Below are 20,929 nucleotides of genomic sequence, written 5' to 3' on the forward strand. Positions count from 1 at the left end.
TCTCGGGACGCTCTGCGTCCCACTCAAAAGCGGACGCAGAGCGTGGGAACGATCGGTTACAAGCCGGCTCCTGCACAGGACTGGAGCCGGCTTGCTGACGATGAGGCCAGAACTAACGCCCCTTCTTCCAGAGATACGCACCCACCACAATCCCCACCCCGCACAGCACCGCCACATAATAGGCAGGCCCCATCGCACTCTCCTTGAGCAACAGGCTGACGATCATCGGCGTCAAACCACCGAAAATCGCGTAAGCCACGTTGTAGGAAAACGACAAACCGCTGAAACGAACCACCGGCGGGAACGCCTTGACCATCACGTACGGCACCGCACCGATGGTGCCGACCAGCAGGCCGGTCAGCGCATACAACGGGAACAACCAGTCAGGATGATCGACCAGGCTGTGATAGAAGGTCCAGGAACTGGCCAGCAATGCGGTGCAGCCAAAGACGAAGACCCGCCCCGCTCCAAAGCGATCGGCCAATGCGCCGGCAATGATGCAGCCAACGCTCAGGAACACGATCGCCAGACTGTTCGCCTGCAGGGAGGTGGTCGGCGCGAAGTGGTAGACCGTCTGCAGCACGGTCGGAGTCATCAGGATCAAGACCACGATGGCGGCGGACAGCAGCCAGGTCAGCAGCATCGAAATGGCGATGGCGCCGCGATGGTCACGCAACACCGCACGCAACGGCACTTCTTCGGCCAGGGCCTTGCGTTGTTGCAGTTCGGCAAACACCGGGGTTTCGTGCAGCCAGCGGCGCAGGTACACCGAGAACAGGCCGAACACGCCGCCCAGCAGGAACGGAATCCGCCAGGCGTAATCCGCCACTTCCCCCGGGGTGTAGAGACTGTTGATCGCCGTAGCGACCAGAGAACCCAAGAGAATGCCAGCCGTCAGGCCACTGGTCAGGGTCCCGCAGGCGTAGCCGATATGTTTTTGCGGCACGTGTTCGGAAACGAAGACCCAGGCGCCGGGCACTTCACCACCAATCGCCGCGCCCTGGATGACCCGCATCAGCAGCAACAGAATCGGCGCCCACATGCCGATCTGCGCGTAAGTCGGCAGCAGGCCCATGATCAGGGTCGGCACGGCCATCATGAAAATGCTCAGGGTGAACATCTTCTTGCGCCCCAGCAGATCGCCGAAGTGCGCCATCACGATGCCGCCCAGCGGCCGCGCCAGATACCCGGCAGCAAAAATGCCGAAGGTCTGCATCAAACGCAGCCATTCAGGCATGTCCGCCGGGAAGAACAGCTTGCCCACCACCGTCGCGAAGAACACGAAAATAATGAAATCGTAAAACTCCAGCGCCCCGCCCAGGGCTGACAACGAAAGCGTCTTGTAGTCGTTGCGGGTCAGCGGACGTGCGGATTGGGATGGCTGCGCGATACTCGAGGGCGCTGTAGTCATGGCAAGGGCTTCTCTTATAGTCAGGTCTGCCGCCCCAACAACGCTGGCAAGGCTCGGGCAGGACCGGCACGATAGCAAATTGTTCGAAAAAGCACATAGAGGTGCGTAATTGACGGTCAAAATGAGAACCGGACGGTCGTCTCGGAGTCTACCGACCGATATACTCGCAACTGTGCAACGGCTTGCAAGGGTTGCTGTGCGAAAGCGCCTTCAGGGTCATAGGCGATTTCGCAGAGTTTCCCTTTAGGCGCCTTATGGAAAACGTGACGAACGTAGTATGTTCGGTGCTGAATCGTTTTTCCCGAAGACGGCTACCACCAGCAGCACCAACGAAGAGTCACGGGTCAGAGGCACCCCCGGCATGATAGAGCTCGAACAAGAAGATCCGATCCCGCAAGGCGACCTGGCCTTGCAAATCACCGCACTTCCCCGCGAAACCAACGGCTTTGGCGATATTTTTGGCGGCTGGCTGGTGGCGCAGATGGATTTGGCCGGCACCGCGATGGCCAGCAAGGTGGCTGGCGGGCGCGTCGCTACAGTCGCCATCGACCGCATGGCGTTTCTGGTACCCGTGGCGGTGGGCGCCCAGCTCTCCTTCTATACCCAGGCACTGGAAATCGGCCGCAGCTCGATCCAGATGATGGTCGAGGTCTGGAGCGACGATCCGCTCTCCAGCGAATGGCGCAAAGTCACTGAGGCGGTATTCGTGTTCGTTGCCATCGATGGCAGCGGCCGCACCCGCTCGGTTCCGCCCAGAGCTCGCTAAAAAACCGGGAAGCGTTAAACCCGACGACCGATTCACGGTCCATTGCAGTCCTGTTACCGATCGAGAGCTGTCCCATGAACACGCCCAACGTTGAAGCCGTCAAACTGGATGAACTGAACTGCTGGCGCATCCGTCACGGCCAGGCCGAATTACTGGTGGCCCAGCAAGGCGCGCACATCCTCAGTTATCAACTGGCGGGGCAGCCGCCGCTGATCTGGCTCAACGATGAGGCGGTGTTCAAGACGGGCAAAAGCATTCGCGCCGGCGTGCCAGTGTGCTGGCCGTGGTTCGGTAACTTCGAGCGCAATCCGCAGAGCGTGAAGGCGATGCGCGTGAGCGACGAGGCGCCAACGGCTCATGGCCTGGTGCGAGCAATGGACTGGGAATTGGGCGGCATCGAGGCCGAAGGCGAAAGCCTGAAAATCGAATTCCTCCTGCCCTGCCCCGAAGGTGGATTGCCAGGCTGGCCACATCGGGTGAACCTGAAGCTGAGCATTCGCCTGGACGAGCAACTGCACATCAGCCTGACCAGCCACAACGTGGGCGATGAAACCGTCACCATCAGCCAGGCCCTGCACAGCTATTTCGCCGTCAGTGATGTGCGCAATGTGCAAGTCGAAGGCGTGGACGGCTTGAGCTACATCGAAACCCTGGAAGACTGGGCAACCCGGCAACAGTCCGGCGACCTGCGCTTTACCGGCGAAACCGACCGCATCTACCTCGACACCCCGCCATTGCTGAGCATCGTCGACCCGACCTGGGAACGACGTATCGAACTGAGCAGTACCGGTTCGCGCACGGCGGTGATCTGGAACCCGTGGACCGAGCGCGCCGCGGCGTTCAGCGACATGGCCGACGATGGCTGGCAACGCATGTTGTGCATCGAAACGGCGAACGTGATGGGTGATGTGGTGAACCTGGCGCCAGGTGCGAGCCATACCCTGGGCGTGAGCATCAGCAGCAAACCGCTCTAGGCAACATCGCAATAAAAAATGTGGGAGCCAGCCTGCTGGCGATGGCGTGGTGTCAGTCAACTTATAAGTATCTGACAGACCGCTATCGCCAGCAGGCTGGCTCCCACAGTTGTTTCGGGTTGCTGTTAGAGATCGGCCTCTTTCACCACTCTGACTTTTGACGCATCCAGCGCATACGCCGCATCCGCCAGCTCATTGCTGACCTTCTCGACTTTCAGCGTGCCGGTGACCCACAGCGGCGTGTAGATATCATTGAGCTTCAAGCCCTTGGGATAGCGCACCAGCACCAATTGATTGGGTGGCGGTGGGGGCACATGAATGCAGGCGCCCGGGTATGGCACAAGGAAAAACAGCGTGCTGTTGCCCTTGGCGTCGGACTCCAGCGGCACCGGATAACCACCGAGGCGGATGTTCTTGTCGTTCATCGACGCTACGGTTTTGGTCGAGTACATCACCGCCGGCAAGCCTTTGCTCTGCTTCATGCCACCCTTTTCGGTAAAGGTGCCATTGGCTTCGGGGGAGTCGTGGTCGATTTCAGGCATGGCCTCGAGGGCTTTCTGATCCGATTTGGGCATCAGTTCGAGCCAGTCGGTTTCCGGCAGTTCGCCGGCGTGGGCGAGACCCGCACCCATTAAAACAACAGCAAGCAGAAGACGTCGCATGGAAATGCTCGGCAAGGAAAGGAAATCGCCGAGCATTCTAGTCCTCCCGGACTGCGCAGCCGAGAGGACTTTGTCGCTTGAATCAGTTCTTTTTGATCAGGCCGTAGATCACCAGCAACACCACCGCGCCCACCAGCGCACCGATGAAACCGGCAGCTTCGCCCGCCTGGTAAATGCCCAACGCCTGGCCGCCATAAGTAGCCGCCAGCGAACCGCCGATACCGAGCAGGATGGTCATGATCCAGCCCATGCTGTCATCGCCCGGTTTCAAAAACCGAGCCAGCAGGCCGACGATCAAGCCGATAAAGATGGTTCCGATAATTCCCATGGCATTTCCCTCTGATTGATTGGCTTTAGCCTAGCCAGACTTTGGCATCCTGCCATGAGAGAACGGCGGCACCGCAATGGTTCCGCCGCTGCCACGTGAAACTGTTTATTCGGCGATGAGCGCTTCGACTTTGAGGATCTGCGCGGCGAGCGTTTCGCGGTCTGCACAACGCAGATTGGCGTGGCCAACCTTGCGGCCGACCTTGAATGCCTTGCCGTAGTGATGCAGATGACAATCGGCGATGGCCAGGACTTTCTCGGTCTCAGGCACTTGGCCAATGAAGTTGAGCATGGCGCTCTCGCCGACCTTGGCCGTCGAACCCAGCGGCAGACCGGCAACGGCCCGCAAGTGGTTTTCGAACTGACTGCATTCGGCGCCTTCGGTGGTCCAGTGCCCGGAGTTGTGCACCCGCGGGGCGATTTCGTTGGCCTTGAGGCCACCGTCGACCTCAAAGAATTCGAATGCCATCACGCCGACATAATTCAGCTGCTTGAGTACGCGACTGGAGTAGTCTTCGGCCAAGGCTTGCAACGGGTGATCGGTGCTGGCCACGGACAGCTTGAGGATGCCGCTGTCGTGGGTGTTGTGCACCAGCGGATAAAAACGGGTTTCACCATCGCGGGCACGTACGGCGATCAGTGAGACCTCACCGGTGAACGGCACGAAACCTTCCAGCAGGCAAGCCACGCTGCCCAGCTCGGCGAACGTGCCAACCACGTCTTCAGGGGTGCGCAGGACTTTCTGGCCCTTGCCGTCGTAGCCCAGGGTGCGGGTTTTCAGTACCGCCGGCAGACCGATGGAAGCCACGGCGGCGTCCAGGTCAGCCTGGGACTGAATGTCAGCGAATGCCGGGGTTGGAATGCCCAGGTCCTTGAACATGCTCTTTTCGAACCAGCGATCGCGAGCAATGCGCAGGGCTTCGGCACTCGGATAGACCGGAACGAATTGCGACAGGAACGCGACGGTTTCCGCCGGTACGCTTTCGAATTCGAAGGTCACCAGATCGACTTCATCGGCCAACTGGCGCAGGTGATCCTGATCGCCGTAATCGGCCCGCAGGTGTTCGCCCAATGCTGCCGCGCAAGCGTCCGGCGCCGGGTCGAGGAAAGCGAAGTTCATTCCCAGCGGAGTGCCCGCCAGCGCCAACATGCGACCCAACTGGCCGCCACCGATTACACCGATCTTCATCGTCAACAACCTCAGGCGATGCGTGGGTCTGGATTTTCCAGGACGCTGTCTGTCTGCTCAGCACGGAAGGTTTTCAGCACTTCATGAAACTGCGGGTGCTTGGCGCCCAGGATACTCGCCGACAACAGCGCGGCGTTGATCGCGCCAGCCTTGCCGATGGCCAGGGTGGCAACCGGAATGCCCGCCGGCATCTGCACGATCGACAGCAGCGAATCGACGCCCGAGAGCATCGCCGACTGCACCGGCACGCCCAGCACCGGCAGGTGGGTCTTGGCCGCACACATGCCTGGCAAGTGGGCCGCGCCACCGGCACCGGCGATGATCACCTCGATGCCACGAGCCTCAGCCTCTTCGGCGTACTGGAACAGCAGGTCCGGGGTGCGGTGGGCAGAGACCACTTTCACCTCGTAAGGGATGCCGAGCTTTTCCAGCATATCGGCGGTGTGGCTAAGGGTGGACCAATCGGACTTGGAGCCCATGATCACGCCAACCAGTGCACTCATCGTCGTGCCTCTTCTCTCTGGGCGCCCGCAGGCGCATCAAAAAACAACAAGCCACGCAGAATGCGTGGCTTGATTGTACGAATTATGGCCGGTCGTAACCGGCCGAAGGCCGCGCAGTATACCGCAATACGGCAGATAAACAGCCCCCGATACGACCAAGTGTCGCTGGAGTGGTTTTGCTCGCAACAACCGATTTTATTGACTTGAAAGTCAGAGCGAATAGCCCCTCGATCATTTTTCTTAGAACTGGACTTCCACACTGTTCGAAACATAACTATGCGATACAAGCTAACTTAAAAGTCATATTAATGTTCGCGGATGACATTACATCTTCCAAATAAAAACCCAATTATCCCGAGCGTATAAATATGCAAATACTCTACACACTTTTCACCACTTTGCTTTTTACTTCAATTATCAATCAAACCGCTTCGGCCACCGTCGTAAAAGACGAAACGCCCTGGCCGATTGCACAACCTGAAACTCCAAGTATGCGCAGCAGTATACCCGTGGAAAAAAGACCAATATTCGTATTCGCTTTTGTCCACGATGATGTACCGGAAGATAAGATCCCTTCCCTCTATCCCGATCACTTCGCGCCGGTCATCAGAGAACTGAGAACTACAACGGGACGTGATGTTTCGGTCATATTCGTACGCAACACCCCGCCTTACACGAACTACTCCTATAAGGGCGAAACTCAGGCCTCCTATGATGGATGGAGAGATCTGGGTACAGCCTACCGTGATGCAAAAAATCTCCCTACAGGCAGAACCACAAAATTTATGTTGCTTACCAATGATGGAATGACCAACAACGTATTTGGCCTTGCAGGGGGAGGACAACAATTTGCACTGGCAGCATTAAGCCACAAACAACTTGTTGGACATGAACTTGGTCATATGCTCGATGCACAACATGAGCTCGCCGAAGTCAGATATAACGGATGGTGGTGCGAGACTTTCATGGCAGCCAAGGTCAATACGCTACTCTCCAACTGCTATGTATACACTGATCCAAATCGTGAGCGCATCAGAAGTTATCTGCGTGATGCTCCATAACCATTTGAATCATATATCAGTGATGCGTCTCGCCATTTCAAGTATTGGCAGCAACGCCGCCTTCCAGTTTGCGCCACAACAACCGTACGTTGGCCTTGCGTACCAAAGCGCAACGATACAAGCGAATCTCCAGAGGTACGTGCCACTGCGGTCCCCCGCAGACCACCAGTTCACCGCGCGCCAATTCGGCGCGCACACTGAGCTGCGGCACCCAGGCAATGCCCAGCCCTTCCAGCGCCATGCTCTTGAGGCTGTCGGCCATGGCGGTTTCGTAGATCGTGGTAAACCGCAGCTGGCGCTGGCGCAACAGACCATTGACTGAACGCCCGAGGAACGCACCGGCACTGTAGGCCAGCAGCGGCACGCTGGCCTCGCCTTCCAGATCGAACAACGGCTTGCCATCGGCATCTGCGGCGCATACCGGGAGCATTTCGGTCTGGCCAAGGTGCAGCGAGGGGAAGATTTCCGGATCCATCTGCATCGCCGCGTCCGGGTCGTAGAACGCCAGCATCAAGTCGCAGCCGCCTTCACGCAAGGCATGCACCGCATCGCCGACGTTGGTTGCGACCAGTCGCGTGGCAATATTCAAACCTTCGTTGCGCAACTGCGCGATCCAGCGCGGGAAAAAACCCAGCGCTAATGAGTGGGCAGCCGCGACCTGCATCACTTCCCCCTGCCCGCCTTCCAGATGGTGCAGGTGGCGCAGCACTTCGCCGAGCTGTTCGACTACGGTGCGCGCGGTGACCAGAAACAGTTGCCCCGCCGCCGTCAGCTCCACGGGTGTGCGCGAGCGATTGACCAGGGTCAGCCCCAATGCCGCTTCGAGGCTGCGGATGCGCCGGCTGAAGGCAGGCTGGGTCACGAAGCGTCGTTCCGCGGCCTGGGAGAAGCTGCGGGTGGCCGCCAGAGCACTGAAGTCCTCCAGCCATTTACTTTCCAGATTCATCACGTCCTCCCGGACACGCACCAATTTAGGTCACACGCTCGCCACGAACGCGACGTCACATCGGCATTATGCCGAATATGCATAGGGCAGTGTTTAACAGCATTGGCCCAAAATGCTCCACAAGCCTAGCATTTGCAGTGTTCCGGCACAGACCGGGTTAATATCGAGATGATTTCTATCATGTCTTCCGCTGCATCATTCCGCACAGAAAACGACCTGCTTGGCGCCCTCGAAGTACCGGCTCATGCGTATTACGGCATCCAGACACTGCGGGCGGTGAACAACTTCCGTCTCTCCGGTGTGCCGATTTCGCATTACCCGAAACTGGTTGTGGGTCTGGCAATGGTCAAACAGGCCGCTGCAGACGCCAACCGTGAGCTGGGCCACTTGAGCGAAGCCAAGCACGCGGCCATCAGCGAAGCCTGTGCTCGACTGATCCGCGGTGATTTCCACGAAGAATTCGTGGTCGACATGATTCAAGGTGGCGCCGGTACTTCCACCAACATGAACGCCAACGAAGTGATCGCCAACATTGCTCTGGAAGCGATGGGTCACGAGAAAGGCGAATACCAGTACCTGCACCCGAACGACGACGTCAACATGGCGCAGTCGACCAACGACGCTTACCCGACCGCGATCCGCCTGGGTCTGCTGCTGGGTCACGACGCGCTGCTGGCCAGCCTCGACAGCCTGATTCAGGCATTCGCGGCCAAAGGTGAAGAATTCAACCACGTCCTGAAGATGGGTCGTACCCAGCTGCAAGACGCTGTGCCGATGACCCTGGGTCAAGAGTTCCGTGCTTTCGCCACCACCATGGGCGAAGACCTGGCCCGTCTCAAGACGCTGGCCCCGGAACTGCTGACTGAAGTGAACCTGGGCGGTACCGCGATCGGTACCGGCATCAACGCCGACCCACGCTATCAGGCCCTGGCTGTGCAGCGCCTGGCCCTGATCAGCGGTCAGCCACTGGTTCCCGCCGCCGACCTGATCGAAGCCACCTCCGACATGGGTGCCTTCGTACTGTTCTCCGGCATGCTCAAGCGCACCGCGGTCAAGCTGTCGAAGATCTGCAACGACTTGCGCCTGCTGTCCAGCGGCCCACGCACCGGCATCAACGAAATCAACCTGCCGGCACGTCAGCCAGGCAGCTCGATCATGCCCGGCAAGGTCAACCCGGTGATTCCGGAAGCCGTTAACCAGGTGGCCTTCCAGGTCATCGGTAACGATCTGGCGCTGACCATGGCGGCCGAAGGCGGCCAGCTGCAACTGAACGTGATGGAACCGCTGATCGCTTTCAAGATCCTCGATTCGATCCGCCTGCTGCAACGCGCCATGGACATGCTGCGCGAGCACTGCATCGTCGGCATCACCGCCAACGAAGCACGCTGCCGTGAACTGGTCGAACACTCGATCGGCCTGGTCACCGCACTGAACCCGTACATCGGCTACAAAAACGCCACCCGCATCGCCCGTATCGCCCTCGAAAGCGGCCGTGGCGTGCTGGAACTGGTGCGCGAAGAAGGTCTGCTCGACGAAGCCATGCTCGCCGACATCCTGCGCCCGGAAAACATGATTGCTCCGCGTCTGGTTCCGCTTAAAGCCTGAACCGACGCGTTACCTGTAGCACCGCTCACCAGGTCGAGGGACTAGACACCTCTCACCTTTTGAGGGCTTGGAGATCACTCTCCCGGCCCTTTTTTTTGATTTTTTTACAGCTGTAGGAGCAAGGCTTGCCCGCGATGGCGTTCTCACAATCGCCATCGCGGGCAAGCCTTGCGCCTGCAATTGCGTGCTTGCACCACAACCGTGCAGACGGACGGCACTGTCATCGGTATAGTGCCGCCCCTCTTCGCGTGAGCGGTCGTCGGTAGCGAGACCACAACCCATGCGAAACCCGAACTAATAACAAACCCGCGATATGAAACCGGGACGAACATCGACCCGCCTGTTGTGCCGAGCGCCAACTGATGTAACTCGATGTGTCTGTCCGGCCAGCATTGTTGCCTACACAAAAAACAGCGAGGAATAATCCATGCTCGAAGTCATTAACGACTTCCTCTCAGGGAAAGTACTGATCGTGCTCATTGTCGGGCTCGGTAGCTACTTCACGATCCGCTCGCGTTTCGTTCAATTGCGTCACTTCTTCCACATGTTCGCGGTGTTCCGCGACAGCCTCAAAAGCAGCGCCGGGCAACTCAGTTCGTTCCAGGCCCTGATGCTCAGCCTCGCCGGCCGCGTCGGTGCGGGCAACATTGCCGGTGTCGGTATCGCTGTGACCCTGGGTGGCCCAGGCGCGGTGTTCTGGATGTGGGTGACCGCACTGGTCGGCATGTCCAGCAGCTTCTTCGAATGCTCCCTGGGCCAGCTCTACAAGCGCTGCGACTCGGAAGGTCAGTTCCGTGGCGGCCCGTCCTATTACATCCAGCACGGTCTGCAAAAACGCTGGCTCGGCATGTTGATGGCTTTTCTGTTGCTGGTGACCTTCGGGTTCGCCTTCAACGGCTTGCAAGCCCACGCCGTGACTCACTCGCTGAACAACGCATTCGGCCTCGACACGACTTACACTGGCCTGGGCCTGGCCGTGCTGCTGGGCCTGGTGTTCATCGGCGGGATCAAGCGCATCGCCAAGGTCGCCGACCTGCTGGTGCCGGTGAAGACCCTGGTCTACATCGGCGTGACCATTTACGTGATCGTGCTGCAATTCGACCAGGTGCCGGGCATGCTGATGACCATCGTCAAGAGCGCCTTCGGTCTGGACCAGGCCTTTGGTGGACTGGTGGGCAGCGCCATTATCATGGGCGTCAAACGCGGCGTGTTCGCCAACGAAGCGGGCCTGGGCAGTGCGCCTAACGTGGCAGCGGTGGCAGCGGTCGAGCACCCGGTGGCGCAAGGCGTGGTTCAAGCGTTCAGTGTGTTCCTCGATACCTTCGTGATCTGCACCTGCACGGCGTTGCTGATCCTGCTCTCGGGCTTCTACACCCCGGGCTTCGAAGGCGACGGCATTGCCCTGACCCAGAACTCCCTGGCAGCAGTGGTCGGTGACTGGGGCCGGATGTTCATTTCCGTGGCGCTGGCGTTGTTCGTGTTCACCTCGATCCTCTACAACTACTACCTGGGCGAAAACAACCTGCGCTTTTTGATCGGTGAAAACCGCAAGGCGTTGATGGGTTATCGAGCGCTGGTACTGGTGCTGATTTTCTGGGGCGCCATCGAAAACCTCGGCACCGTGTTCGCCTTCGCCGACATCACCATGACCCTGCTCGCTTTCGTCAACCTGATCGCGCTGGCCCTGTTGTTCAAGGTCGGCATGCGCATCCTGCGTGACTACGATGACCAGCGCGCCGCCGGGATCAAGACGCCGGTGTTCGATTCGAGCAAGTTCCCGGATCTGGATCTGGATCGTCAGGCCTGGCCAGCGAATCCACCGGCCGCCGTTCAGAACCAGGCTGAGCCGCAAGGTGTGACCGCAGCGCAACGCTGATCGGTTAAAGTGCGAAATCCCCTGTAGGAGCCGGCTTGCTGGCTCCTACAGGACTTCATCGTTCTCGGAGCAGCTCCATGAATTCGTCGACCTATCCTGCCGCCCAGCACGTCATGGTGCTCTATACCGGCGGCACCATCGGCATGCAGGCGAGCGCCAACGGCCTGGCCCCGGCGTCCGGTTTCGAAGCGCGGATGCGCGAATACCTGCACAGCCAGCCTGATCTCGTCGTACCGCAATGGCGCTTTCGCGAGATGTCGCCGCTGATCGACAGTGCCAACATGACCCCCGCGTATTGGCAGCAACTGCGTGAAGCGGTGGTCGATGCGGTGGATGTCCAGGGCTGCGACAGCGTGCTGATCCTGCATGGCACCGATACCCTGGCCTACAGCGCCGCTGCCATGAGCTTTCAGTTGCTCGGCCTGAAGGCTCGCGTGGTGTTCACCGGTTCCATGTTGCCGGCCGGCGTAAAGGACAGCGATGCCTGGGAAAACCTCAGCGGTGCGCTGGTTGCCTTGGGCCAAGGCCTGGCGCCGGGCGTGCAACTGTACTTCCACGGCGAACTGCTGGCCCCGACCCGTTGCGCCAAGGTGCGCAGTTTCGGCCGGCATCCATTCAAGCGCCTGGAGCGCAAGGGTGGCGGCGTGAAAGCGGTTTCGATCCCGGCGCCGTTGAACTACAACCAGCCCCGACAAATGGCGAATGTCGCGGTGCTGCCATTGTTTCCCGGCATCAGCGCCGGGATTCTCGACGGCCTGCTCGACAGCGGCATTCAAGGCCTGGTGCTGGAGTGCTACGGCAGCGGCACGGGGCCGAGCGACAACCCGGCGTTCCTCGCCAGCCTGGAGCGGGCGCGGGATAAAGGCGTTGTCGTTGTCGCCGTGACTCAGTGCCATGAAGGTGGCGTGGAGCTGGATGTGTATGAGGCTGGCAGTCGCTTGCGCGGTGTGGGCGTGCTGTCGGGTGGCGGCATGACCCGTGAGGCGGCGTTCGGCAAGTTGCATGCGCTGTTGAGCGCCGGGCTCGATACCGCCGAGGTGCGCCGCCTGGCAGAACTGGACCTCTGCGGCGAGTTGATCTGACCCGCTCCACAAGAATCTGTAGGAGCGAAGCTTGCCCGCGAACGCGGCCTCAAGTACGCCAAAAGCTTCGCGGGCAAGCCTCGCTCCTTCGGGTTGGTTATTTGCGACACGCAACACGTTGAAGCAGGCATGCAACTTGCTGCGTTCCAGCCATCCCAAGGCTGGAACCTCCCATGCTCCACTCCCACCTCACCACCCTCAATGCCGTCTCGCTGATCCTCAACGTCTTCAAGGCCGAAGGTTTGTCCAGCGAGGCGCTGCTGGCCGGCAGCGGCATCAGTGCGGCGGACCTGCACCGGGCCGACACGCGCATCACCACCAATCAGGAAATGCAGGTCTGCGCCAACGCCGTTGCGCTCAAGCGTGACATCGGCCTGGAACTGGGGCGGCGAATGCACGTTTCCTGCTACGGCATGCTCGGTTACGCCCTGCTCACCAGTGCCACCTTCGGTGACGCTTTACGTTTGGCGATGCGGTATCCGGCGTTGCTGGGAACACTTTTCGAATTGAGCCTGGAAGACGATGGCGAGCGTATCTGGTTCGTCGCGGCCGACTACCGTGAGAGCCCGGCGATGGCCGTGTTCAACGCGGAGTTTTGCCTGGTGTCGTTGAAAGTCACCTGCGACGATCTGCTCGGGCATTCACTGCCGTTGCTGGCTGCACGCTTCGAACATGCCGCGCCCGACTATGAATCGACCTACGCCGAACATTTCAATTGCCCGCTGCTCTTTGGGGCGCGGGACAACGCCTTTGCCTTCGACAAGCGCTGGCTCGACCAGCCATTGCCGCTGGCCGATGTCATCACCCACCAGGCCATGGCCGAACGTTGCCGCAAGCAGAACCTCGAATTCACGGGGCGCCAGGCCTGGTTAGGGCGGATTCGGCAGTTGCTCCGTGCGCAATTGAACGCCGCGCCAGGGCTTGAAGGGCTGGCCGAGCAGATGAATTGTTCGGCGCGCACCTTGCGTCGGCATCTGAAAGATCTGGGATGCAGTTATCAGGAACTGCTCGACGAACTGCGCTTCGAGCAGGCCAAACAAATGCTGTGCGAGGATCAACTGCCGATCTATCAAATCGCCGAGGCCCTGGGGTTCAGCGAGACCGCCAGTTTTCGTCATGCGTTTGTGCGCTGGAGCGGTGTGGCGCCGAGCCAGTTCCGGCCCTGATACTCGCTCCTACGGGTTTTGCAGCGTTATTCGAGAGGCGAATTTCGGTCAAATGTTTTGGCCACATCGATCCCCTTTTGGCCTTTCCTGCCGTTCTCCTGAATCGTCTGCGCCGCAAGACTGTGCTCAACCGAACCAGCCCTGCGGAGAACAACAAATGCTGACGATCTACTCAGACGATCACCACCTGCACCATGGCCGCTGCGAATTGATAGACGGGCAACTCAAGCCCTGCTTCGAAATGCCATCGCGGGCCGACCACGTGCTTTCCAGAGTGCAAAAGCAGAATCTCGGCCCAGTGGAGGCGCCGAAGGATTTCGGCCTCGAACCGATCGCGCGTATCCACAGCCGCGATTATCTCGACTTTTTCAAAGGCGCCTGGGCACGCTGGACCGAGTTCAACACCGACGGTGACTTGCTGCCCTACACCTGGCCGGCGCGCACGCTGCGTCGTGTCAAACCCACGAGCCTGCATGGCGAACTGGGTTACTACAGTTTCGATGGCGGCGCCCCGATCACCGCCGGCACCTGGCAGGCAGCGTACAGTGCAGCGCAAGTTGCGCTCACGGCCCAAGCCGAAATCCAGCGCGGCGCCCGCAGTGCCTTCGCCCTCTGCCGCCCACCAGGACACCACGCTGCCGGCGACTTGATGGGGGGTTATTGCTACCTCAACAACGCCGCCATCGCCGCCCAGGCATTCCTCGATCAGGGCCACAAAAAGGTCGCGATCCTCGACGTCGACTACCACCACGGCAACGGCACTCAATCGATCTTCTACGAGCGCAGCGATGTGCTGTTCACTTCGATCCACGGCCACCCGGAAGCCGAGTTTCCATTCTTCCTCGGCTATGAAGACGAGTTGGGTGAAGGCGCCGGTGAAGGTTTCAACTTCAACTATCCGTTGCCTGCCGGCAGCGGCTGGGACACCTGGAGTGCAGCGTTGGAACACGCTTGCAAAGAGATCCAAAGCTATGGCGCCGACATCGTTGTCGTGTCCCTGGGCGTCGACACGTTCAAGGACGACCCGATCTCGCAGTTCAAGCTCGACAGTCCGGATTACCTGGCCATGGGCAAGCGCATCGCAAAGCTAGGCGTACCGACGCTGTTCGTGATGGAAGGCGGGTACGCAGTCGAAGAAATCGGTATCAACGCCGTGAACGTTCTCGAAGGTTTTGAAAGCGCTTGCTGAGGAAATACAAGCATGAAGAATCTCAAGCGTTTTATCGTCCCTGCGCTTTGCGCCACGGTACTGAGCGGTGCCGCACAGGCCGAAGAACGAACGTTGCGTGTCTACAACTGGTTCGACTACATCACGCCCAAAGCCCTGGAAGACTTCAAGGCACAGAACGCGCAGACCAAACTGGTCTACGACATCTTCGATACCAACGAAGCGCTGGAAGCCAAACTGCTGACCGGCAACTCCGGCTACGACGTGGTGGTGCCGTCCAATGTGTTCCTCGCCAAGCAAATTGAAGCGGGCGTATTCCAGCCTCTGGACCGCAGCAAATTGCCGAACTGGAACCACCTCGATCCCAAGCTGATGAAGCTGATCGAAGCCAATGACCCGGGCAACAAATTTGCCGTGCCCTACATGTACGGCACGATCCTGATCGGCTTCAACCCGGACAAGGTCAAGGCCGCGCTGGGTGACAACGCTCCCGTGGACAGCTGGGACCTGATCTTCAAGGAAGAAAACATCAGCAAGCTCAAGCAGTGCGGCGTCGCCCTGCTCGACTCGCCCTCGGAGATCCTGCCGCTGGCCCTGCAACACCTCGGCCTCGATCCCAACAGCAAAAAGCCTGCGGACTACGCCAAGGCTGAATCACTGCTGATGAAAATCCGTCCGTACGTCACTTACTTCCACTCTTCCAAGTACATGGCCGACATCGCCAACGGCGACATCTGCGTCGCGGTCGGTTACTCCGGCAGCTTCTCCCAGGCGGCCAACCGCGCCAAGGAAGCCAAAAACGGTGTGACCGTCGACATGCGCCTGCCGAAGGAAGGCGCGCCGATCTGGTTCGACATGCTTGCCATTCCCAAGGGCGCGAAGAACCCGGAAGACGCCTACACCTTCATCAACTACTTGCTGCAACCTCAGGTGATCGCGCCGGTGAGCGATTTCGTCGGTTACCCGAACCCGAACAAGGACGCCACGGAAATGGTCGACCCGGCCATCCGCAACAACCCGAATCTGTATCCGACCGACACGGCGATGAGCACGCTCTACACCCTGCAGCCGCTGCCGCGCGATGCCGAACGCGCGCGCACCCGGGCGTGGACCAAGATCAAATCCGGAACCTGAACGAGCCAGTGTTTGCGCGCCAGTGAAGACCCGCTTATGGCGTAATGCTGTTCACTTAAGAGAACGCTGGCATCCTGTGGCGAGGGAGCTTGCTCCCGCTGGAGCGCGGAGCGGTCCTGAAAGGGACTGCTGCGCATCGAGAGCAAGCTCCCTCGCCACGGGTGTTCGTCCTTAAGTGAACAGCATTACGCTTATGGCGGGTCTTTTTTTCCGGACGATATTTAAGTACCGCACGCCCCATCCCACCCCACGTTACCTTCCGAACCTGAGCGGCGCGTTGACGCGCACGTCCCAGTCCCTCAGCAAGGAACGCACATGGCCTCTACCGAAACGAATGCTGTCGAGCCTGATCAGGCCTCCAGCGACCCAAGTGATCTGCTCACCCAACTGGTCACCGGCCCCTCTATCAGGGAGGTCGCCACCCGTATTCTTCGAGACGATCTGAAAAAGCTGTATCCACAGTTGAACATCGACCCCGCAATGGCGATGGTCGTTACACCGAGCTGGAAAATCGTCGCCGGGGCCGTCCGGCCCGGAACCCTGCGATTCGAGTCACTGACGGATGCGCTGTTGCGGCACGCCGGTTCAGGCGAGTCTGTGACCTACCTCGACGGCGAGCATTACCTGAGCCTGAATCCCAGAACGAAAACGCCCATCCACCTACCGGTCAGGATCGATGCCATAGGGCGTCTGATCAATAAACTGTCGCCCGTCCTGTTGGTGGCCTATCAGGAACAACAACTCGAATACTGGGACCAGACCACTCAAGGCTCCACTTTGCGTTGGCAAGCGTTGTCGCAGTCACTGCGGCAGGTCTGGAATGTACAAAAGGTGGAAGGCTGGGACGCGCATCAACTGGCGATCGCGCGCAATGTTTTCGACTATCCCGATGCGAAAACACGCACTGAGCACGACACCTACAAGATTCGGGTCTGCCTGATCGACCTCGACCGGCTCGATGGCACCGTATCCAGCCATCTCAATCGTACGGATCTGACCGTCGTGATCGGCACCGTCGAGACACGCACAATCATCCTGACCCACTCCATCGCTTCGGGGTTCGGGACCTATGAGTCGCTGGAAAAACTCGGCGAGGATTTGCCGAAGTATGTTGAAAAAATGCCACCCGAAGCCAAGCTTCAATGGCGCCTGTTCGAACCCTCCGGGAATTTTTTTGATCATCAGGCCGTCGCGCTGATTGCCCTGCAAACTGATGCGATTGCCGGCCTGGAGTTTGGACAACGGGACAGCAAACCGGTGTTCACGACGCCTGCCCGTGCCGCTGCGCAGGTGAGCGGTACAACTCAGACCGAACAGGTTTCGCACTTCGTAAAGGTGCAGCGTCTGATCCCCGAATGGCTGAACAACGCTTCGCCATTCGATCTGGGTTGCTACAGTCGACACCTGTTCGATCTGGCATTGCTGCAACTGCGCAACAGCGGAAAATCCTTCGACGACGATATTGCTCCGATCAAGACATTCGCACTGGATGCCCTTCGAGCCCACATGCTCAAAAGCCACAGTGACGTTGCCGGCATGAAGCTTGAGAACATTGAGATCGTTATCGAGAGTCAAGTGGTCTGGGGGGCATTCACGGCCCCTGGCATGAACCAGACCAATCGCCTGGACCTTGCCGAGCTGGCACTCGAAAACCTCATCGCCCTTCCGCTGGGCAACCAGTCGGTGCGATACAAGGACGGCACAGCAGTGCCGACCTGGATGACGCCCGACTATGTCAAGACGGCCATCAGCGCCGTCGATATCGGTGCGACCTACCCCGCACAGGTCAAGAGCAAGCTGTTGGATGACCCGCTTGAATCGCTGCGCCGTCAACGCCTCTACGCCAGTAACCTGCGTATTCAGCTGGCGCTACAAGCATTGCAAAGCAAAATTCTTGGCGAACATGGCATTGACGAAAAGGGCTATCGCTACATCGTGGCGGCAATGAATGTGCTGAAGGCCGACCGCTGGGTCGACGGGCATGAGATCGTCATCCGTCCGCTGGCGTTCATCACCGGCCAGGATAAAAACAAAACCCCTGATGAAGTCACCAACATGTTTGTGATCGGGCCGCGGGACATGGCCAATGGGCCTTGCATTCTCTATCGCCCACTGCTTGCACAAGCGTTGACTCAGTACCCCTCGGCCGCCAACCTGCTGTATGCGATCAAACACGACAAGGAGCTTCGCGAATCTACCCTGGCATGGTTGGCGGACGATGTTCGGTTCAATTATTCGCAGTATGTCTTCCCGGGTGAATTACCTTCGGTCTGGACGGTGTCACAACTGTTGGCCGACCCGACCATTTCCCTGCGGATGAGCGGACCGGTGTCGCTCGGGCAAAAAGTGATCGAGCACGACCGCCTGATGAAACTGTTCAAGGCCAACGCCAATGCGCTGATCATGAAGAGCGAGCGGGATTCGGTATCCAACGCCGAAAGCCGCTGGGCCAGCTTCAAACAACGCGCCTGGATGATCTTCAGCGCCGTGTTGCCTTTTCTCGGTCGAACCGCCGGAACGGCTGCGTGGATCTGGCAGATTCTGGACGATCTGCAAGAAGGCATTGATGCCCGGGAAAACCAGGATACGCCAGCACAATGGTCCGCCCTGACCGACTTGTTCCTGACCCTGGGCATGGTGCTGGCTCATCAGGCGACCGCCCGACGCCAACCGGCGCGCGCGCGCCCTGCGAAGACCGAAACAGCCGTTATTGGCGGCGCACAGAAAAACCCTCCGCCGCAGACCCCCGCCAGCATCCAGTTACCTGATATTGAGGATGATTATCTGCCGGCCGAACACCAGACCTCACTTCACCCCGCGACCGTACTCAATAGCAACAGCGCAGGGCTGGGGCCAACCCTGGACCGGTACAAAATCCCCAAACCGCCGGGGCTGGGAGCGGCCAGCACCGAAGGCTGGCACAAACACCTTTATGAACATCAGTCCAAATACTATGCCCCGGTAGGCGAACGATGGTTCGAAGTCTTCCTGAACGACGATGAAATCGTTCAAATCGTTGATACCCGCAAACAACCTTCCATCACCGGCCCCTTGTTGATCAACAATTCCAGAGGCGATTGGGTCATCGATATCAGGCTGCGACTGCGTGGCGGTGGCAAGAAAAGCAGGCTCAAGGCATTGCAAAAAGCCAACGCCACCAAAGTCACCGAGATCAAGGCTCACCTGGCGGTTTTCGATGCGCAGATGGCGTCCAAACGCCAAAGTATTACCGATGCCTACAACACCATGAAAAAGGCTTCCGCAGATGCAAGGGATGCAGCTAAACAAACATTTCTCGACAAACTCGAGGAGCGCATCGGTGAATATGAAATCACCATCGAGAAACTCAAATCACTCAACCTGGTCGAGGATGTGCGTAACTATCGTGACGCGATGATCGAGATGCTGGGAACTCAACTGTTTTTCAACCAGACCTGGATCGACGAGAAATACCCGGCGTTCGTCGATGCCCTGAAGTTGACCCTGGAACATCTCGATGCCAAAGAAGACAGTGCCCAATCGCCTCCCGCCGGGACGTTTGAAAACATGTCGGACCTGACCCAAGGCGTTATCGAGAAGGTCGAGTTCGCTCAGTTGCGCTTCAAGGAATTGACGCGCCTGGGCAAGAAAGCCGAGCAGCTGTCCCTTGAGTATCAAAAGAAACTGCCAAAATTCGACCTTCCGGACCTCAAGTCCCTTCAGGTCACGCTGGCTCGCGAGGTGTGCGTCAAATCTGGCGAAACGGCCGAACTGTCCAGTGCCAAAGCATCCCTCGAGCAGATTGTCGAAGACGCCGACCTGACGGTGAACAGTGCAATGGAGTTGATGGGTGATGCGCAGCTGTTGCGCACGGATGAACGGATTGAGGCCTTGAACAACCTGATCGACCAGTTCGCCGCTATCGAACAACGCCTCAAGAGCTTCTCTACAGCCAACCAGGAGCAGATCGTGCAAACGCAATTTACGCGATTGCAGGGTCGTATCGACGAGTTCAATCAGCAGACCGTCGGGCATCTGGCGGACCTGCTGCGCGAACAGCAACTCCTGGAGCCTGTACCCGGCCCGTCACGCACCACATCGACGTCAAACAAAAGGGTCATCACAACGCGCTTCAAAGGTACGGTGATCGGCCAGACCCGCAAAACCGCGCCCGGTCACATGGTCCTTGTGGATGTCACCGCGCCGGTGACCGGCAAAGTGATCGCCACCTTCCATGAAAAGACCCCCGGGGTCTGGGTCGAACGTTTGACGATGAAACCGCAGGCGCCGAAAACGCGCCTGCCTGATCCGGGGGCACGCATAAAGGCGGGTAAAGCATTGCTGGATGCGCTGCCCGCCTTTATTCAACGAACCGAAGCAGACTCAAAACAATCCTGGCAGCTCCCGGTGGAAATAGAGGAAGCATTCCACCAACAAGCTTCTCGCCTTGAAGAAGCCAGCAAGGCGATCAACGCAGCGCTCATGCAAAGCAATACCACGCAAGATCATACAAACGAGGCGCAATCGGTACTGACGCAACTGGCCACGCAAACCACGCTACTGTATGCCGAAGGCCATCGGTTGCGGCTTGAAATGACCAAACGGCAACCGCCCACCGCTGCACGCGTCGAATGGCTACACAGCAAAGGCGAAGTCGACATCGTGCCGGTGGGAGACCGACGTCGACTCAAAGGGCAGCGCCGGGACTATCTGCAGGAATACGAAGTGCGTGACGCCACCTCCGCAAATGCGCTTTGGTATGCCCACTTTCACTACGCCCAGCTCAAGGACGACGTCCAGTCCTACACTGCAGCGCATCTGAAAACCCGCGAGCAACGGCTGCTGGGTCGTGTCGATATCGGGGCCAGCACCAGCAACCAGGACGCAATCGAAATCTATCGCAGCAGGATCAGCCCTCAGTTGGCCCGATCGCTGTTCTTCGCCAAGACATCCACCTCCACCTGATCGCTGCTGCAGACTCACCTGTCGGTGGGTCCTTTCAAACGCTGTCGCCTGCCTGCCTCCATCTCATCGGGCTGTGATGCCCGTATCGCAGGCTGGCGGCCGCCCCCATGCCGGT

The 20,929-nt window shown here is 59.0% G+C and carries 16 protein-coding genes; 10 read left to right on the forward strand and 6 right to left on the reverse strand.

What is annotated here, in order from left to right; translation table 11 throughout:
* Positions 1–112: 112 nt before the first annotated feature.
* Positions 113–1,411, reverse strand: a complete 1,299-nt coding sequence (locus D8U69_RS22455) for an MFS transporter (protein ID WP_130903510.1) — start codon at positions 1,409–1,411, stop codon at positions 113–115.
* A gap of 361 nt (positions 1,412–1,772) precedes the next feature.
* Here D8U69_RS22455 and D8U69_RS22460 point away from each other — a divergent pair, with 361 nt between their 5' ends.
* Together D8U69_RS22460 and D8U69_RS22465 are read left to right on the forward strand one after the other, a co-directional pair.
* The gene (locus tag D8U69_RS22460) at positions 1,773–2,177 is read left to right on the forward strand and encodes an acyl-CoA thioesterase (RefSeq protein WP_007896491.1); all 405 of its coding nucleotides are present in this window, start codon (positions 1,773–1,775) and stop codon (positions 2,175–2,177) included.
* A 74-nt stretch (positions 2,178–2,251) separates the two neighbouring features.
* A complete protein-coding gene (locus D8U69_RS22465; RefSeq protein WP_130908150.1) occupies positions 2,252–3,151 on the forward strand; it encodes a D-hexose-6-phosphate mutarotase in 900 nt (299 codons plus the stop codon).
* Between the two features lie 125 nt (positions 3,152–3,276).
* On the opposite strand, the gene D8U69_RS22470 is transcribed toward D8U69_RS22465, so the two are convergent.
* From D8U69_RS22470 to purE, 4 genes are all read right to left on the reverse strand, one after another.
* Complete coding sequence (locus D8U69_RS22470; RefSeq protein WP_130908151.1) at positions 3,277–3,813, reverse strand: DUF3299 domain-containing protein; 537 nt, start codon at positions 3,811–3,813, stop codon at positions 3,277–3,279.
* An 82-nt stretch (positions 3,814–3,895) separates the two neighbouring features.
* The gene (locus D8U69_RS22475) at positions 3,896–4,141 is read right to left on the reverse strand and encodes a GlsB/YeaQ/YmgE family stress response membrane protein (protein WP_056854342.1); all 246 of its coding nucleotides are present in this window, start codon (positions 4,139–4,141) and stop codon (positions 3,896–3,898) included.
* A 105-nt stretch (positions 4,142–4,246) separates the two neighbouring features.
* Positions 4,247–5,329 (reverse strand): 5-(carboxyamino)imidazole ribonucleotide synthase, encoded by a 1,083-nt coding sequence (locus D8U69_RS22480; protein WP_056854341.1) that lies wholly within the window; start codon positions 5,327–5,329, stop codon positions 4,247–4,249.
* 11 nt (positions 5,330–5,340) lie between these two features.
* Positions 5,341–5,832 carry a 5-(carboxyamino)imidazole ribonucleotide mutase gene (gene purE / locus D8U69_RS22485; protein ID WP_034149342.1) on the reverse strand — a complete coding sequence of 164 codons (492 nt, stop codon included), beginning with the start codon at positions 5,830–5,832 and terminating at the stop codon, positions 5,341–5,343.
* Positions 5,833–6,200: 368 nt separating this feature from the next.
* Between purE and D8U69_RS22490 the strand changes: the two genes are divergently transcribed.
* Positions 6,201–6,893, forward strand: a complete 693-nt coding sequence (locus tag D8U69_RS22490; protein ID WP_130908152.1) for a hypothetical protein — start codon at positions 6,201–6,203, stop codon at positions 6,891–6,893.
* A gap of 37 nt (positions 6,894–6,930) precedes the next feature.
* On the opposite strand, the gene D8U69_RS22495 is transcribed toward D8U69_RS22490, so the two are convergent.
* Positions 6,931–7,839 carry a LysR substrate-binding domain-containing protein gene (locus tag D8U69_RS22495; protein ID WP_056854340.1) on the reverse strand — a complete coding sequence of 303 codons (909 nt, stop codon included), beginning with the start codon at positions 7,837–7,839 and terminating at the stop codon, positions 6,931–6,933.
* Between the two features lie 180 nt (positions 7,840–8,019).
* Between D8U69_RS22495 and aspA the strand changes: the two genes are divergently transcribed.
* The 7 genes from aspA (at position 8,020) to D8U69_RS22535 (ending at position 20,814) form a co-directional block, all read left to right on the forward strand.
* A complete protein-coding gene (gene aspA / locus D8U69_RS22500; RefSeq protein WP_130903507.1) occupies positions 8,020–9,444 on the forward strand; it encodes an aspartate ammonia-lyase in 1,425 nt (474 codons plus the stop codon).
* Positions 9,445–9,871: 427 nt separating this feature from the next.
* Entirely contained in the window at positions 9,872–11,320 is a 1,449-nt protein-coding gene (locus D8U69_RS22505; RefSeq protein ID WP_056854338.1) for an alanine/glycine:cation symporter family protein, read from the forward strand.
* Between the two features lie 77 nt (positions 11,321–11,397).
* On the forward strand, positions 11,398–12,402 hold the full coding sequence (locus tag D8U69_RS22510) for an asparaginase (RefSeq protein ID WP_130908153.1): 1,005 nt from the start codon (positions 11,398–11,400) through the stop codon (positions 12,400–12,402).
* A 173-nt stretch (positions 12,403–12,575) separates the two neighbouring features.
* The gene (locus D8U69_RS22515; protein WP_130903506.1) at positions 12,576–13,568 is read left to right on the forward strand and encodes an AraC family transcriptional regulator; all 993 of its coding nucleotides are present in this window, start codon (positions 12,576–12,578) and stop codon (positions 13,566–13,568) included.
* Positions 13,569–13,725: 157 nt separating this feature from the next.
* Positions 13,726–14,757, forward strand: a complete 1,032-nt coding sequence (locus tag D8U69_RS22520) for a histone deacetylase family protein (protein WP_130903505.1) — start codon at positions 13,726–13,728, stop codon at positions 14,755–14,757.
* Between the two features lie 12 nt (positions 14,758–14,769).
* On the forward strand, positions 14,770–15,870 hold the full coding sequence (locus D8U69_RS22525; protein ID WP_130908154.1) for a polyamine ABC transporter substrate-binding protein: 1,101 nt from the start codon (positions 14,770–14,772) through the stop codon (positions 15,868–15,870).
* Between the two features lie 315 nt (positions 15,871–16,185).
* Positions 16,186–20,814, forward strand: a complete 4,629-nt coding sequence (locus D8U69_RS22535; protein ID WP_130908155.1) for a DUF6543 domain-containing protein — start codon at positions 16,186–16,188, stop codon at positions 20,812–20,814.
* Positions 20,815–20,929: the final 115 nt, after the last annotated feature.

Source organism: Pseudomonas sp. Sample_16 (assembly GCF_004307665.1).
Taxonomy (GTDB): domain Bacteria; phylum Pseudomonadota; class Gammaproteobacteria; order Pseudomonadales; family Pseudomonadaceae; genus Aquipseudomonas.

Bases quoted from the DNA above. Each gene is read 5' to 3' on its own strand.
- D8U69_RS22455 (WP_130903510.1), bottom strand. From the start codon at position 1,411: ATGACTACAGCGCCCTCGAGTATCGCGCAGCCATCCCAATCCGCACGT.
- D8U69_RS22460 (WP_007896491.1), top strand. From the start codon at position 1,773: ATGATAGAGCTCGAACAAGAAGATCCGATCCCGCAAGGCGACCTGGCC.
- D8U69_RS22465 (WP_130908150.1), top strand. From the start codon at position 2,252: ATGAACACGCCCAACGTTGAAGCCGTCAAACTGGATGAACTGAACTGC.
- D8U69_RS22470 (WP_130908151.1), bottom strand. From the start codon at position 3,813: ATGCGACGTCTTCTGCTTGCTGTTGTTTTAATGGGTGCGGGTCTCGCC.
- D8U69_RS22475 (WP_056854342.1), bottom strand. From the start codon at position 4,141: ATGGGAATTATCGGAACCATCTTTATCGGCTTGATCGTCGGCCTGCTG.
- D8U69_RS22480 (WP_056854341.1), bottom strand. From the start codon at position 5,329: ATGAAGATCGGTGTAATCGGTGGCGGCCAGTTGGGTCGCATGTTGGCG.
- purE (WP_034149342.1), bottom strand. From the start codon at position 5,832: ATGAGTGCACTGGTTGGCGTGATCATGGGCTCCAAGTCCGATTGGTCC.
- D8U69_RS22490 (WP_130908152.1), top strand. From the start codon at position 6,201: ATGCAAATACTCTACACACTTTTCACCACTTTGCTTTTTACTTCAATT.
- D8U69_RS22495 (WP_056854340.1), bottom strand. From the start codon at position 7,839: ATGAATCTGGAAAGTAAATGGCTGGAGGACTTCAGTGCTCTGGCGGCC.
- aspA (WP_130903507.1), top strand. From the start codon at position 8,020: ATGTCTTCCGCTGCATCATTCCGCACAGAAAACGACCTGCTTGGCGCC.
- D8U69_RS22505 (WP_056854338.1), top strand. From the start codon at position 9,872: ATGCTCGAAGTCATTAACGACTTCCTCTCAGGGAAAGTACTGATCGTG.
- D8U69_RS22510 (WP_130908153.1), top strand. From the start codon at position 11,398: ATGAATTCGTCGACCTATCCTGCCGCCCAGCACGTCATGGTGCTCTAT.
- D8U69_RS22515 (WP_130903506.1), top strand. From the start codon at position 12,576: ATGCTCCACTCCCACCTCACCACCCTCAATGCCGTCTCGCTGATCCTC.
- D8U69_RS22520 (WP_130903505.1), top strand. From the start codon at position 13,726: ATGCTGACGATCTACTCAGACGATCACCACCTGCACCATGGCCGCTGC.
- D8U69_RS22525 (WP_130908154.1), top strand. From the start codon at position 14,770: ATGAAGAATCTCAAGCGTTTTATCGTCCCTGCGCTTTGCGCCACGGTA.
- D8U69_RS22535 (WP_130908155.1), top strand. From the start codon at position 16,186: ATGGCCTCTACCGAAACGAATGCTGTCGAGCCTGATCAGGCCTCCAGC.